Genomic DNA, 14,843 nt, shown 5'->3' with positions numbered 1-14,843 from the left:
AAACACTGAATATGTAAGCTTATCATCACATCGGACAGATTCGAAACGGCTCTGCTTCGATGTGATTTTTAAATATCAAACAGCTTTGCCCTCAACACGCGCTTCTGCAGTTCTGCTTTTGCCCTGTAAAGACGTGTACAGCATACCGTTGATTTGATTTTCAAAACCGCACAGGCTTCTTCCGCCGTCAATCCCTCCAGAACACGGAGAATCAAAACATCCCGCCAGTCCTTCTTCATAGATTTGACAATCTTCCATACGTTCCAATAGATATCCCTATCGATAACCTCCTGATCCAGAAGCTGAATTCCTATCTCCCCTTCCAAAAGAAGGTTCATAATCTCTTCTTCCGCATCCGGATCTTCCAGATGCAGCATCTCGCGGCGCCGCATCTGCCTCCGGTTATCGATCCACTTGCTCCGTAAAATGCGGATCAGTAAAACCAACTTTACTTTATGATCCAGATCTAACGAATAGCGCTTGTAATATTCAATGAAAGCTTCATGCACCATATCCTCAATGTCATCGTACCCTACTCCAATTCTATACGCATATTTCTTCAGCGGTACCAGGTACTCTCTGTAAAGCGCTTCAAAAAGCGCCATTTTTTCATTCTCATGGTGCATATCCAAACTCCTATCGCGTCAGTTCTTCGCGGATGGAGCTGCTAATTTCTGCCAGCTCTTCCGGCGTTGCTTTTCCTGGCGCCCATGTCACCATATCCGGTCCATTTTCATATCTCGGAATAATGTGTACATGGAAATGAAAAACAGTCTGTCCTGCGGATATGCCATTGTTCTGAACCACATTGAAACCCGTGCAGCCCAGTGCTTTCTTCATCGCCGCACCAATCTTTCCAGCTAATGGAAGAGCTTTGGCCGCAATCGCCGGATCCAGCTCACATAAATCTTTGAAATGCTGCTTCGGCAGAATCAGCGCATGTCCCTTCGATGCCGGTCCTAAATCCAGAATCACACGAAAATCTTCATCTTCATAAACCGTTGAGGATGGAATCTCTCCGCCAGCGATCTTACAAAAAATACATTCTTTGTCTGTCATGTCGGTCTCTCCTTCTCTCTATGCTTCTCCATTCACTGGAAAAGCGGTATTTTCTTTTGTCACTTGGCTTGAAACTTCCATGTCAAGTGCCTTTATTATAGCATATCCCCATGGCTTGTTCTATGTAAATTTGCAGAAACGCGAAATTGATGTACTTGCAAAATAATTCACATCAATTTCGTGTTTTTGGTTATTATTTCATATTTTCAGACAATTTATCGGTGTTCCCAAAATTTATATCCGACATCCGCCAAATAAATGGAATCCCCATTCCCCAAACTGACTGTTTCATTTGCCTGAAGCGGATAGCCATTGACCGATGTTCCATTGGTTGAATTGAGATCTGTCAGAATGTATACGCCCTCCTTCTGATCGATCCGCGCATGAAGACGGCTGACGGTCGGACGGTCAATACATGCGTCCGACAGCCCCGGATGTTTTCCAAGTGTAAATGGAATATAGGAAATCTGAATCACTGTTCCTCCGGCTTCCACCGGCTCTAAGCGCACCGTTCCTTCCCCATTCTTTGAGGCAGACAGAAGCGTAGTCCCCGCTTCTCTCGCCCGCTCTATCTGTGCTTCTTCTTCTCTTCGAAGTTCCTGCCGATAAGCTTCTTCACTCTCCGGATAGACCTGCCAGCGGTTTTCAGGCGTTGTCTGCTGCCAGTCTTGATATGATAGAGTCCCTTCTATCCCAGACCGTTCTTTCTTTTTCTGGATCACTTTCCTCTCACCATTCCGCACACGACTACTCTTTCCACCTCGTCCAGCTTCATTCGCCTGATCCACTTCCGTGCTTTCCTCTCTATCCTCTCCCTGACCTCGATTTTTCTTCCTGCCACCATATACCTGCCATTTTCTGCGGGCTGCCAACGTCTCCCTCAAAAACACGATTCCCCCGATGCCGCCGCTGATTGCATACAGCCATACATCCATTTCTCCCGTCACGTACCAATACACAATGCCAGCTGCCACCGCGCTTCCAAGTACCTTTATCCACCGGTTCTGCCATTGTCCCTTTTGTTTTCCACCTGCCCTTTCAGACTTTTCCCCCACTTCATCTGAGTTCTCTACCGACTCCAGGTTCTTTTTCATCGTTTTCTCCTGATACAACGCTTCCTGCCTATATTTCCAATCCTTTCTGGCTGGCGTTTGAGTGTCAGAAGCCATTTTCCCAGATCGAGATTCCAACGTATCCCTCCGATTTTGCTCCGCTTCAAGCCACTCCTGCCGATCCGCCCACACTCCCGCCGTCTCAGGATCCCCCTCATCCTCGTTTCGTTTTTCTGCCGAAAAGATCCGATCTTCCCCCGAAAGCTGGCGCAGCAGATCTGCCGTTCCGTAATTCTCCCGAAGACTAATCTGGTACAGATTATAAGCTAATACAACAGCCTCCCGATCCTGATGATCCGCACGTTCCAGAAGATACCCCAGCAGTTTTGAGAGCGCCTGCGGCGCCTCTTCCCGATGCCCCGGAACCAGACATAATTCCACAGTAAAATGATCGGGTTCCAGATACAGATATTCCGGATCCAGCAAAAGCTGTTCCTCTTTTAACAGGTACTCTTCCACCCGCTTCAGAACCGCCAGCACACCAAGCAGAATCGACCGGAGTTCTTGTCCCGACAAGGTCCGCTTTTCCAACACCCGTCTAAGTGGCTGTCTCGACGTTATCTCATAATAATATTCTCTCGCCTCCTCCGTCTGGCGGACCCGGAACTTCAAAAGCCCTTCGATGGCATTCGCCGACAGCATCTGTACCGCATATCCCGTTTCTTCCTCCGGCGCTTCGATTATCATATAATTATGATTCATTTCCCGGCTGTACCGAATCTCCATCCCGTATCCTCCATCACTCTGCATTTTCCAACACTGTCAGCAAACGGATCGCCCGCTCCGGCTCCTGTCCGCGCAGGGATATCTCCGTCTCTGTACTGCTCTTTACCCTTCCGTCCAAGTCTCCCCCATCTTCCCGGATCGTCAAAACTGCATCTCCGCACCGGAAGAATCCATGCAGGCGCTGTCCAGCTCTGCTGCTTATCTCCCCCACAGTCATTCCATCTCCCCGCAACGTTTTTTCCTCCCGATACAGGCACCATTCCATCGCCTCCTGCAGGACAAAACGCCCCGTAATCCTGCCATGCACCTCAAACACTCCATTTAACAGTGCCGCGATAAAAAAGAATGCAACCGCCATCACAAACGAGGCTTCCACCGTATAACTGGCAGAAACCTCCCGCTTCATCCAAGAGATGCTATCAGCATCCAAATCCACACCGGAAGCACACACGGCAGAAATGGCAACTTCTTTTTCCGCATTTTCTCCCATAGACCATTCCCCTTTCCGCCAAGCAGTGCCGTAAGCATCCAGACACCTCCTACCAGACTGCTCACAAATACAGCTCCCATCAAAAGTTCAAGCGTCCGCCATCCCCCCAGATAGCACCCAGTGATCAGAAAAAAGCAGCCATCTCCCAGTCCGACCGCACCTTTCGTCTGCCGCTCCATCCAGAACAAAAAAATCCCCGGCAGCATTCCCAAAAGCCATACCGTTATCTGCAACACACTTTTTTTCCAATCCCATCCATCTTTTATAATCGACAGCACACACCGTATCATCGTAAGCGCCATTCCTGCCGTTCCAAATCCATATAGCCAGCTTACGCGTATCCGTTTTCTATGAAAATCCTGCCAGGAAAAGACCATCAGAAAAAGTGAAAAAACAACCGCACAGAGGAAACATACTGCACTTTCCAAATCCATCCGCGTAAATCCCATGAAACTTATCCCTGCACTGTTTTCCATCACTCCGCCCTCTCACCCCTCCTTGATTCTTTCCGCCATCCGCACCTATCCACTTCCACAGTATGAACACACACCCATATATTCCACCTCTGATCGCCGCACCTTCTGCACATAATATGCCAATGACGAACAGTCCTGCTTTCCATGGTAAACCTCGCCGGACGGAAGAATATACACCATACCTCCCGCCGACACCGTCTTTCCACAGTATCTGCAAGCCTTATAACGGCATCCCCCGCTGTTTCTAAGCACCCCCGAAATTACATCTGCATACGCAGCCGCGGTGATCTGATTCGATATATAATGGCACGAAGGCGAGAGATGGTAGCGCGTACTGTCCCGCCCCACATAGACCCATTTTTCCTCCGGTTCTGAAGCGTTTTTCTCTGAGAAATACCCGCCTTCCGCCCCAATCCATCCCCGCTTCCGGCTCCGGGAAGTAAGCGTCACATGGTCAAGCGCAAATACCGAGAACGGCAGCCGCACCTGATAGGAGGCGCGCAGGTCAATCCATTCTCCATCTTCCGATACGCGGCTGGCACCACACTGGATATTGGACACTTTGTTCCCGCCCGCTGTCTGAATCTTCTCCTTTAAATATCCCTGCAGGATAAGCCCGGACGGAAGTTCTGACCAGCCCCCCGTTCCCTTTTCTTCTGCCTCTGCCGCTTTTCCCGCCTCCATTTCTGCCGGATGCACCGTATGGGATGTCCGATACACCTGCCATCCCAGTTCCCGCCCCGTCACTTCCAGCACCGTCTGCACCTTTCTCTGAGTATCCAGTATTTCCATCGGAACTGACAGGAGAATCACCGTAAACATAAACAATGTCAGACTAAGCGCCGCCTCAATCGTCAGGCTCGCACACAGGGAAGCAGAGGACAATGCCCTTTTCCAGGGTCGTTTTGTTACTTGGGCTCTATGCCGCCGAAGGACGGGTATCCCGACCGCACAGATACTTTCATTTATTCGTTTTGTTAGGTTAGTTGTCATCATCTTTTTTACTGGCTTTCTTTATGTACTTGGAGAGGCACATTCACTTGCATCATCTCCTGAAAAAGGACACTGTCCTCCACTCCCCTGTAATTGTGTTTAATATTCCTTCTGGGACGTTCTACGAAGCGGTATCAACGTTCCCTGTGCCGCATAGGACACACTTACCCCATACTGGCACTGATCCATCCGAAATCCCGGCTCTTTTTCTGAAATGCGGTTCTGAATCATATCCATCATCCGGTAACAGAAACGGCTCTTTCCCTGTATCAGGAAAAAGAGTTTCAGCCAGTCCTGGTAGTCCAGCCCTCTGTCGTCTGTCCCGTTTTTCAATGAAGGATCCGTCCCCGTTTCCAGAAAGATGGACGCGCCCTTTTCCGTCAGAGCAGAAAGCGAAATCTGCCACTCCCCCGGCTGTTTGAAAAAAGGAATTTTTCCGCCCGCCAGCAGAACCTTCACATCTGCCACCGACTCTGCAAACGCCCAGACTGTCATGATAAAGAAGGATGCCGCCGCCGTGATCGGTGTGATTCCCGCCAGCCCCGTGATTGCCAGCGCCAATGCTTCCGCCTCCGACCGTTTTTCAGAATCCGCATATAAAGCTGCCAGATTCACCGCCTCGCGCACAGCCAGAAGTTCATTGACGGTGCGTTTTAAATTTTCCCGCTCCGACGCATTTCCCTGTAAGAGATATTCCTGCTCATAATGGACACTTCCCGTCTTTTCCTGCCCGAACCGGGTAAAAAAATGCGCCGCATACGCATCTAAAAGAGCCCGTTCAAGCCCCGCCGTCCAGACATCCCCAGCTGTCCCCCGCTTTCCGCTCTCTCCGCCTGCATACAATGCCGACGGAAATGCCGCGGTCGAAATCCAGTTTTCTGAAATCACAGTTCCCGCCGGCACACAAAGACTCAGCAGATCCGTCCCCGACAGGCGGCTGACTGCTTCCAGCACATTCATTTTTTTCTTGTCTCGGACTGCCGGAACCCGGAAACGTCCATCCTTCTGAAAACCCGCTGTGATCGTCAGAACCGACGCCCACAGCGCTTCCTCGTCCAGCTCATCGTCCTCATCGTCAGGCTCCCAATCATCGATATAATCCTGTATCTCCTTTCCTTTCCGGACTGCTTCTGCAACCACCTCTTCATTTCCGTGAGCCGTCTCTTCTGTCTTTTTTACCTCCTGGCGGCGCGCTCCATCCGCATCCAAATACGAACGATACCCCCGCATCTCCTCCTGTACCATGCCCCAGGAGCCTTCTTCCAGATCCGGCTGGGCTTCCTGCGCCTCCTGCTCCGATCCCTGCAGTTCTTTCGCAAGCCGGTCCGCCTGTTTTTCATACGCCGCAACCAGACCCGGAATCTGCTTTAATTCTTTCTCTAAGCTTTCCGCCGATTGAAAGAACGAGCTTCCATCCGCCTGGCGAACCGCTGCCTCCATCTCCTCCAGATGTTTCTCCTGTTTTTGCAGGCAGGCTCCGATCGCCTCGATCGACTCTTCCAGACGCAGCACTTTTCTGCCATTTTCCTGATATCCTTCCGCAATCCCATGAACCGCCCTTGCTTCCGTCATCCGTTTTTCCATCTCAGGCAGTTCAGACTCCTCACTTTCCAGCGTCCAGACACCCACTTTCATATAATCGGTAACTTCCTTCGCAAAGAAATCCCCATTATGCCCGGTGATCGCATCCATCGCTTCGATCTGTACCTTGCCGCCGCTGACCGGATAAAAGGGCGCTGCCGCCAGATATGTTTCCATCTGCGGCTCCATCTCCGCCGCCAGGCGCTCTTTATCCGCACATTCCAGCACAAAAATCCGGTATTTATCCCAAATCTCCCGGTGATAACAGCTCATCAGCGAATCCAGGGAGGAATTGAGCGCCATCTGCATATACCAGCCGCTTCCGGCTGCCCGGGCGGACTCAAACAGCCCGCCCATCAGCGCACAGATACAGGTCAGAATCAAACTTAGGAAAACTGTGATCCCCCCGCAAACGTCCATTTCTGCTTCAACGTGCCGTTCTGCCCGGATCAATATACCTCCTTCGACTTGCTGTTGATCTGTTTAAAGATATTTGTAAGAAGCGTATTAATCTGCTTTTTAAAGACAATGACCAGACCGATCAGCACCACCAGAATCAGCACTAATTCAATGACCCCCACGCCATCCTCGTCCATCAGAAACGATTTTACTTCTCTTACCAGATACGCTTTATCCATATACTTTTTCTCCTTTCTCCCCATTTTTCAGATCCCAAACGCCAGAAACGCCGGGACTGAAACCATCACCATAATAATCATCAACATCAGAAACAATGGAAGCATCAGCTTTGTGGACGCCTCTTCCCCCCGGCGTCTTGCCAGTACTTTCTCTTCTTCAAACGCCGACTCCATCTCTGTCTCCAGCGCCTTTCGAAGTCCTTCTGCCCCATTTCTGACATTCTGCTCCAAAAGCCCGGAAAGCTTCCGGTACGGTCTCAGACGGCAGCCCGCACCAAATTCCGCATATGCCTGCAGTTCCGGGACACCGCGCTGCATCCGGTGATATGCCGCTGCCATTTCCCGGTATGCCGCCCGCTCCGTCTGTGTTCCCGCCCGGCATGCCGCCTCGTATTCCAGCACAATCCGTTCCCATGCCCGGCGGACCGGAAGCCCCGCCCCGGAAAATACGGTCAGCTTTGACACAATCTCCGGGTAGTCTTCCATCAGCTCCCGCTTTTTCTTCTTTTTCGCCTCACTCTCCTTCTGTTTTTCATAAAGAGGAAGCAGAATTGCCGCCGCAATCCCCAGCACCGGAAACAGCAGATATTCCCTGTCTCCGCGCACCCGGTAAGATAAATTCTTCCCCTCATACATCTTTGGCAGAACCAGCTGCCCTTCCGTTCTCTGCGCCTCATCCATCTGCTTTAACAGCCGCTTAAAACCTGCCTCTTTTTCCTGCTGCTTCGTCCGAAGCGGCGGATATAGCGTGACCGGAAACCGGTACTCCCGGCTGAATACCCCCGCCTGCAGGGATGCGGTCAGTTCTGTCTGAATCCCCTTCTCCGGGCATTCTTCATTTAAAACAGTCCCATCCGTCTGAATCCATTCCGCATCCTCCGGTGTCCAGCGGACCCGGATGCCCTCTTCTTCCAGCCAGCCGACGAGATGTAGATCTTCCCTTACCTCCTGCAGGGACAGATTGTTTCCCCGAATTAAATCCGCCAGTTTACCTCCCGCCTCCAGCAATGCTTTTTTTGCATCCTCTTCCGCATATTCCCGCTCTCCGAGCGAAATCTCCACCGGAATCTCCTTCTCCCACAGTCCGCGCACCCACACTTCCTGCTGCCGTTCTCCTTCTCCGTATGCATAGCGGTTCAGCCGGTTCCCATCTTCCAGCGCCCCATCCCGTTTTTCCACCAGATATCCCGCAACTGCCAGAATTATCCCCAAAAGAATGCATAAAACCTGCTTTTTCCCCATTTTTCCCATGCTGTTTCACACCTCAATCTGAAGAATTTTCCCCGATACCCTCCATGCCAGCAGATAGACCACCAGACACCCGGTCATCACCACCCGCCCCACCGCTGTCTCATACATCTGTGAGAAAAAGCCCGGCGATGACAAATCCACGTAGAGCACGATCAGGTACGGCATCAGGTTCATAATTCTCTGTTCAAACTGCTTTTCTGCCGTCATCGTGAGAATTTCCTCCCGCACCTGAATGCGATCTGAAATCACGTGAACGACATGGTGAACCACGCTTGCCAGCTCGCCCCGGCTCCGTTTGGATACAGTAAAAATAACAGAGAAATTTTCCACCTCATCCAGACCGCTCCTCTTCGCAAAGGAAGAAAGCAACGCCTCCACGGTCCGGTTCATTTTAAGCTGGCTTGCCAGATATGAAAACTCACGGGTAATCATCCCTTCTTTTCCGTATTGTTCTTCCAGATCGCGCACGCTCGCAATAAACGCATTTTCCACCGAATAGCCTGCAGCCAGCGCCGAAGCCACGATCTGAATCGCTTCCTTAAACTGGAGCCGCAGCTCCTCTTTTCTCCGGCGGCAGAGCTCCCGCCTCTTAAAAAACGGCCGCAGCATCCCCGCCGGAAGCATCAGAACGAACGCCAGAAATGAACGGTAGAATACATATGCCGTCACGGCGCACACCGCTGTTCCCTCCAGAAGGTAACGTATCCACTCCTGCCCCGTCAGGTGGTAAACCCGGTAATCAGAAAGCACTTCCTCCCGCGAATCTGCGCTGCCCTTCAAATCTGCCAACCTGGACAAGTGCTCCTTCCACCTGTCCGGAAGCAGTCTCCCCGCTTTCCTGAAACTGATAGATGGGAGAAAGGCGGATTTCCCCATTTTCATAGCCTATCACCTCCGTGATCTCCAGCACCTTCCGGCTCCGGTCACGCATCCGCCCGACATGAACCATCAGATCGAGTGCTGAACCGATCTGGCTCCGGACCGCCGCAAGCGGCAGCTCTGCTGCCATCAGAACCATCGTTTCCAGTCTTGAGAGCATATCTTTGGCGCTGTTTGCATGTCCAGTTGAGAGCGAGCCATCGTGTCCCGTATTCATCGCCTGCAGCATTTCCAGCGCCTCGCCGCCCCGGACCTCCCCAACGATGATGCGGTCCGGACGCATTCGGAGACTCGCCCGGATCAGATCGCGCATGGAAATCTCCTGCGAACCATCCCGGTTCTCTACCCTTGTTTCCAGGCTGACAAGATTCGTTACATGGCGGATTTGAAGCTCTGCCGAATCCTCGATCGTAATGACGCGTTCCTCCTGGGGAATATAGCCGGACATGGCGTTTAAGATCGTCGTTTTTCCCGATCCGGTTCCGCCGCTGATAAAAATATTGAGTCCCCGCTCGACCGCTTTCTGCAAAAATGCCGCTGCCTCCCGGCTGATACTTTTTAACTCAATCAGGCGTTCCATCGTGATCGGTTCCGGGAACTTCCGGATCGTTAAAATCGGCCCATTTAACGCCACCGGTGCCAGCACTACGTGGACACGAGAACCATCTTCCAGTCTCGCATCCGCAATCGGGGATGCCAGATTGACCGTCCGGTTGACACGACTTACAATCTGCTGAATCAGATCCTCTAGCTGCCCTACCGAATCAAAGTGCTTTTCTAACTCTTCCACACGCCCCTGCCGCTCGACAAAAATGTGCTCCGTGCCATTTACCATGATCTCCGTGATCGTCGGATCATCGACCAGCTCCTGCAAAATATCCAGCCGTCTGAATGAATCAAACAGCTCTTTTCTCAAACAAAGCCGCTCTTTTAACGGCAGATACGCCCCTTCTGCCGCTTCCAGAATCGCCATGTCGATCAGGTCGCGCAGCTCCTCATCCTCCACCTGCATACGGCTCTCCATCTGCTCCATCAGACGCTGCCTCAAAACCATTTTCTGCTCCTGCATACTTCCCCCTGCCAGTTGTTTCTCTCACAACCGTTTACTCTTTAGAATGACTGGCAAAATCCCGCTCAATTTATCCCTGTCAAAAGACTTTGCCCCTTCTAATCCACAATGAACATTATCCGCCCACACTGCTTCCCCGCAGCAGCTGCCGTACATAATCACCCAGTTCTCCCCATAAAAGCTGGTCAATATAATCGCCCCGTCCAAAACTGCCGTGATACGGAAGCTTCAGGCGTTTAATACGTTCCCTTAGCATGCCATTTCCTGTCTGTGAAAAATACTGCTCCAGCTCCTTAAGCTTTGCCAAAGACACCGGATCTTCCCGGATCGGCATATAAATTACCCGGCACAGCTTCATTACCGAAAGCGCCGTCCTGCGCCCGCTTCCTATATCCACTACCAGCGTATCATACGCACTCTCCCCGGCAATTGCCGTATAAGCCCCGCGATTGCCTCCTCTCCCGCCTGATCCAGATCCTCCGGATAGCGCACCGGCGGAATATAGTCCAGCTCCCCCATCGTGTGGACAACGCTGCTCAAACGAAGCGAATTATAGCTACCACCGTTGTAAAAATACAACAGATCCGACAAATCACTCTTATATTCTTCTTTCATCAAAACCGACAGACCGGAAAATTCCTCCAGGTTCAGATACAGCACCCGCTCCTCCTGTGCCAGAAGTTTTCCCATTGTCAGGGCAAACGAGGTCTTTAAACACCGTCCAACCGGCGAATACACTCCCAAGACCTTCGCCAGCCCCCGCCCGGACACCTCCGGCAGCTCCCCCGGGCTTTCCCCATACCAGGTCATCACGTCGCGCACAATCGCATCGCTGGACTGGTATTTGTAGACACAGGGAACTGACGGACTGACCGGTTTTCCCCCATTATCCGATAAAAGAATAACCTTTTCCGCCCGGATGGACTCCTTTTCTTCCGCCGGAACATGCTCGCCCAACAACAGAAGCTTTACCGGATGTTCTGCCGCAAATGCCCGCAGCCGCTCGATCGAGCTGAACGCCACCACCTCAAACGGTATTTTTTCCTTCTGGTTAACTACCTCTGCAAACCGCGCCGCATAGACCGGATCCACATCATACACCGCCAGAATATGCTTCATCGCACCGCCACCTCCCTAATCACAAGCCATTTCCCCTACAGATACCGAATCAGCTCCGCCCCAATCACTCCCAAAAACAGGCACGGTGCCAGACAAAAAGATGCCTCTTTTCCATCCCGCGCTTCCAGATAGTACGGCTCGACGCTTCCCCCAAGCGCGGACCGGTACAAATAAAACACAAGATATGTAAGCCGCTGCCTGGCAATCCCACGCCGGATAAGTAATACAAGTGACCATATTCCGGCAGCTGCCAGCCCGCACAGGAAAATCCGCCCGCCCTGCCGCAGCCCGGCGGCACCAAACAGGACGGCTGCCATTTTGATGTCCCCCGCACCTATCATGCGAAACAGATACAGAGGGAACAGGACAATCAGTAAACTCCCGATACGAATCAAATATCCACAACTCTCGCCAATCCCCATCATAAGCGCCGCCCCATATCCCGGCAGCCGCCCGTCCCATCCGGCCGTATATCCCATCTTCATCCCCAGACCAAACCGAATCAAAAGAAACAACAGGCCGCCAATCAGAAGCATCCCATTGGGAATACGGCGTTTTTTCAAATCCCAAAACGCACAGCCGCCAGTAAACAACAGCAGCAAAAAGGTCAATCCATCCCCTCCTTCTCTTTCGCATACATGAAACGGACAGTTCCTGTACAGTATGTCCCGTTTTCAAAACACCTGCCGAAAACAATAGCTGCCAGTCCTGCGCCAGTTTTCACCGCCACCATTTTCCATTCCTTTCCTGTATGCACTTGAACCACTTCTGAAAAATCATCGAACATTTCTCTGAACTTAACTTTTAGAATCTTAATAATAGATCAACGGGAAATCCGGATTCCCGTGACAGATGGAAGAACCCATCCATGAATGTTCCTCCATTATGAACAGTTTTTGTTCAAAAGTCAATCCCAAAACACCCGAAATAGGCGCCAAAAATATTTCAGAAACTTTGTGCATCTGACCCCGTTATTTTAGCTAGACAATTTCGTTATTTGAAAATAATTGCTAAAATATCTCTTTATTTTTTATCTATAAATACCCATTCCAGCATTTTCCTTTCCATTGACTGACGAAACAAAAAATGGTAAAATACTATTAGTTTAAATTTTTAAACCATTATAGAAGGAGGAGCCGCGATGAAAAAAGGAATAGAACTCAAACAGCATTTTCATACCTGTATGCCTCTTTTTATCGCGCTGGGCGATGAAATACGGCTGACGATCATCGAAGCGCTGACGGACGAAGCCCTCACGGGGCGCACAAAAAACAACGATGTGAACAAAAATCAGCCTGATAAGAACAATGACCGTCCAATCAGCCTGCCCGCCCAGTCCCGTCCGCATGGCTTAAACGTCCGGGAGATCACCGAACGGACCAGCCTGTCGCGCCCGGCAGTTTCCCACCATTTGAAGATCTTAAAGACAGCCGGGCTGATCGATGTCCACCGGGAGGGAACCTGCAATTATTATTATCTCTCAATCGAAGACAGCACCCGGAAACTGATGCAGCTCGGACATCTGCTGGAATCCGTGCTTTCCATGGACGCCTGAACCAGGATGCATATCTTTCCATTTTCTGAATATACTGATCGTTGTACCAATTTATAGGATTCAGAAAGAGAGCATCAAACCATGAAGCACAACCGCACCCACTGCTCCGGTATCACCAGCACGGACATTTTTTCCGCCCACCCTGACCCGGAGCTGCTGACAGAACTGCGACAGACCATGAGCACGATCAACACCGTTTTCAACCATTTTGAAGAGGTCGTCGATCCGACTCTGATTGACTGCTATATCTACGAACTGAAAGCCGCACATCTCCGGTATCAGTTCCTTTTACGACATATTAAACAACAGGAAAATACCATTTAACCGCCACAAGGAGGAACTTTCTCATGACAGCCTGGTACGACAAAGCCACCTTTTACCATATGTATCCTCTGGGAATGACCGGATCGCCATTTGCCAATCCCTATCCCGTCTCCGATGGGGCAGCGGATGGCACAAACAGGGACGTTTCCGCCGATTCCCGCATGGACGAACTGATACTGTGGATTCCCTATTTAGAGAGTCTGCATATTTCCGCAATCTATATTGGACCGCTGTTTGAATCATCCACGCACGGCTATGATACCCGCGATTTCCGGCTCATCGACCGGCGGCTGGGAACCAACGTCTCGTTCCGATCTTTCGTGGACTGCTGCCATGAGCATGGCATCCGCGTCGTCGTGGACGGCGTATTCAACCACACCGGTCGCGAATTTTTCGCCTTCCGCGACCTGCAGGCGCACCGTGACCAGTCCCCTTACGCCGGATGGTACAGGAACGTCAATTTCGGCTGGGGCAGCCCGCTCGGCGATTCCTTCGGCTACGAATCCTGGCACGGCATCTGGGAGCTTTCCTGCTTAAACCACAAAAACCCGGAAGTGCGGAACTATCTGCTTGACACTGTCCGTTTCTGGGTGCAGGAATTTGACATCGACGGTATCCGCCTCGACTGCGCGGGCGATCTTTCCTTTGAATTTATGCAGGAACTGCGCCGGCTGGCAAATGAAATCAAGCCGGAATTCTGGCTGATGGGCGAAGTCATCCACGGCGAATACGCCCGCTGGGTCAATCCGCAGATGCTTCATTCCGTCACCAACTACGAGATGCACAAAAGTATCTATTCCGCGCACAACGACCACAATTATTTCGAACTGGCACACAATGTCCGCCGCCTCGAAGCAGTGGGGCGGGATCTCTACACCTTTGTGGACAACCACGACGAAGACCGGATCGCAAGCAAACTGTTAAATCCGGCACATCTTGCACCGCTTTACACGCTGCTGTTCACTCTTCCGGGCATTCCGTCCATCTATTATGGAAGTGAATGGGGCATTCAGGGACGCCGCGGACACAACTCCGATACGGAACTCCGTCCGAGAATCCTGCCGCCGAGACCGCTTGCAGAAGAAATGCAGACCAGTGACGGACAAAACACCGGCATCCGCACAGATGGCAACTGCCAGAGCTTTTCGAGCGCCACAGGCCCAAACATACACGCAGGCGCAAACACCTGCTGCCAGACCACTTCAAGCACCACAGACTCAAACACAGATACCAGCGCAGGCACCGTGACACCGCTTACACTTCTGATCCAGAAACTCGCCGCCATCCATGCCGCCGAACCGGCGCTTCACGGTGGGCGTTATCAGGAACTTCTGCTGACAAACCGGCAGTACGCATTTGCCAGACACGGTGACCACCAGGCAATCCTTACCGCTGCCAACAACGATGACAACGCCGCTTATTTACAAGTTCCACTTCCATTCCACACGACAGCGGAACAAGCTACGGATCTGATTACCGGAAAATCGTTTTTGATCGATAAGAATACAAACAAAATTCAGATAGAATTAGAGGGTAACAGCGCTGTTATTCTCGGAATCACGGAGGGGTAA

General features: G+C 51.4%; 17 protein-coding genes. 3 read left to right on the top strand and 14 right to left on the bottom strand.

Features of this window, described 5'->3' with window-relative positions; genetic code table 11:
* Nucleotides 1-68 precede the first annotated feature (68 nt).
* The 14 genes from DW085_RS15105 to DW085_RS15045 all read right to left on the bottom strand — a co-directional run bounded on the left by DW085_RS15105 (nucleotide 69) and on the right by DW085_RS15045 (nucleotide 12,004).
* Entirely contained in the window at nucleotides 69-605 is a 537-nt protein-coding gene (locus DW085_RS15105) for an RNA polymerase sigma factor (RefSeq protein ID WP_107001788.1), read from the bottom strand.
* A 31-nt stretch (nucleotides 606-636) separates the two neighbouring features.
* Nucleotides 637-1,059, bottom strand: coding sequence for an HIT family protein (locus tag DW085_RS15100; protein WP_022360422.1), 423 nt, complete (start codon nucleotides 1,057-1,059; stop codon nucleotides 637-639).
* 215 nt (nucleotides 1,060-1,274) lie between these two features.
* On the bottom strand, nucleotides 1,275-2,897 hold the full coding sequence (locus DW085_RS15095) for a DUF6382 domain-containing protein (RefSeq protein ID WP_118493410.1): 1,623 nt from the start codon (nucleotides 2,895-2,897) through the stop codon (nucleotides 1,275-1,277).
* 13 nt (nucleotides 2,898-2,910) lie between these two features.
* The gene (locus DW085_RS15090; RefSeq protein ID WP_117796600.1) at nucleotides 2,911-3,303 is read right to left on the bottom strand and encodes a hypothetical protein; all 393 of its coding nucleotides are present in this window, start codon (nucleotides 3,301-3,303) and stop codon (nucleotides 2,911-2,913) included.
* The gene (locus DW085_RS15085) at nucleotides 3,300-3,863 is read right to left on the bottom strand and encodes a prepilin peptidase (protein ID WP_118493408.1); all 564 of its coding nucleotides are present in this window, start codon (nucleotides 3,861-3,863) and stop codon (nucleotides 3,300-3,302) included. The genes DW085_RS15090 and DW085_RS15085 overlap by 4 nt, the downstream gene beginning before the upstream one ends.
* 45 nt (nucleotides 3,864-3,908) lie before the next feature.
* The gene (locus DW085_RS15080; RefSeq protein ID WP_118493406.1) at nucleotides 3,909-4,748 is read right to left on the bottom strand and encodes a hypothetical protein; all 840 of its coding nucleotides are present in this window, start codon (nucleotides 4,746-4,748) and stop codon (nucleotides 3,909-3,911) included.
* Nucleotides 4,749-4,955: 207 nt separating this feature from the next.
* On the bottom strand, nucleotides 4,956-6,890 hold the full coding sequence (locus DW085_RS15075) for a DUF5702 domain-containing protein (protein ID WP_243034055.1): 1,935 nt from the start codon (nucleotides 6,888-6,890) through the stop codon (nucleotides 4,956-4,958).
* The gene (locus DW085_RS15070) at nucleotides 6,887-7,075 is read right to left on the bottom strand and encodes a Flp1 family type IVb pilin (RefSeq protein ID WP_022360416.1); all 189 of its coding nucleotides are present in this window, start codon (nucleotides 7,073-7,075) and stop codon (nucleotides 6,887-6,889) included. The genes DW085_RS15075 and DW085_RS15070 overlap by 4 nt, the downstream gene beginning before the upstream one ends.
* A gap of 27 nt (nucleotides 7,076-7,102) precedes the next feature.
* The gene (locus DW085_RS15065) at nucleotides 7,103-8,326 is read right to left on the bottom strand and encodes a hypothetical protein (protein ID WP_118493404.1); all 1,224 of its coding nucleotides are present in this window, start codon (nucleotides 8,324-8,326) and stop codon (nucleotides 7,103-7,105) included.
* Between the two features lie 6 nt (nucleotides 8,327-8,332).
* Nucleotides 8,333-9,115 carry a type II secretion system F family protein gene (locus DW085_RS15060; RefSeq protein ID WP_182430903.1) on the bottom strand — a complete coding sequence of 261 codons (783 nt, stop codon included), beginning with the start codon at nucleotides 9,113-9,115 and terminating at the stop codon, nucleotides 8,333-8,335.
* Entirely contained in the window at nucleotides 9,066-10,274 is a 1,209-nt protein-coding gene (locus DW085_RS15055; protein WP_347475116.1) for a CpaF family protein, read from the bottom strand. Before DW085_RS15055 ends, DW085_RS15060 begins: the two co-directional genes overlap by 50 nt.
* A 115-nt stretch (nucleotides 10,275-10,389) precedes the next feature.
* Nucleotides 10,390-10,671, bottom strand: coding sequence for a hypothetical protein (locus tag DW085_RS20670; protein ID WP_243024601.1), 282 nt, complete (start codon nucleotides 10,669-10,671; stop codon nucleotides 10,390-10,392).
* The gene (locus DW085_RS15050; protein WP_347475115.1) at nucleotides 10,671-11,393 is read right to left on the bottom strand and encodes a hypothetical protein; all 723 of its coding nucleotides are present in this window, start codon (nucleotides 11,391-11,393) and stop codon (nucleotides 10,671-10,673) included. The genes DW085_RS20670 and DW085_RS15050 overlap by 1 nt, the downstream gene beginning before the upstream one ends.
* A 35-nt stretch (nucleotides 11,394-11,428) precedes the next feature.
* Nucleotides 11,429-12,004, bottom strand: coding sequence for a prepilin peptidase (locus DW085_RS15045; RefSeq protein WP_182430898.1), 576 nt, complete (start codon nucleotides 12,002-12,004; stop codon nucleotides 11,429-11,431).
* Nucleotides 12,005-12,534: 530 nt separating this feature from the next.
* On the opposite strand from DW085_RS15045, the gene DW085_RS15035 reads away from it, so the two are divergent.
* The 3 genes from DW085_RS15035 to DW085_RS15025 all read left to right on the top strand — a co-directional run bounded on the left by DW085_RS15035 (nucleotide 12,535) and on the right by DW085_RS15025 (nucleotide 14,843).
* Entirely contained in the window at nucleotides 12,535-12,948 is a 414-nt protein-coding gene (locus tag DW085_RS15035; RefSeq protein WP_243034054.1) for a metalloregulator ArsR/SmtB family transcription factor, read from the top strand.
* A gap of 81 nt (nucleotides 12,949-13,029) precedes the next feature.
* Complete coding sequence (locus DW085_RS15030; RefSeq protein WP_118482082.1) at nucleotides 13,030-13,272, top strand: YaaL family protein; 243 nt, start codon at nucleotides 13,030-13,032, stop codon at nucleotides 13,270-13,272.
* A 23-nt stretch (nucleotides 13,273-13,295) separates the two neighbouring features.
* Complete coding sequence (locus DW085_RS15025) at nucleotides 13,296-14,843, top strand: alpha-amylase family glycosyl hydrolase (RefSeq protein ID WP_243034053.1); 1,548 nt, start codon at nucleotides 13,296-13,298, stop codon at nucleotides 14,841-14,843.

The sequence above is a fragment of the Clostridium sp. AF50-3 genome (genome assembly GCF_003477445.1).
GTDB classification, from domain to species: domain Bacteria; phylum Bacillota; class Clostridia; order Lachnospirales; family Lachnospiraceae; genus Otoolea; species Otoolea fessa.
This window is presented reverse-complemented; position numbering and strand designations above follow the sequence as displayed.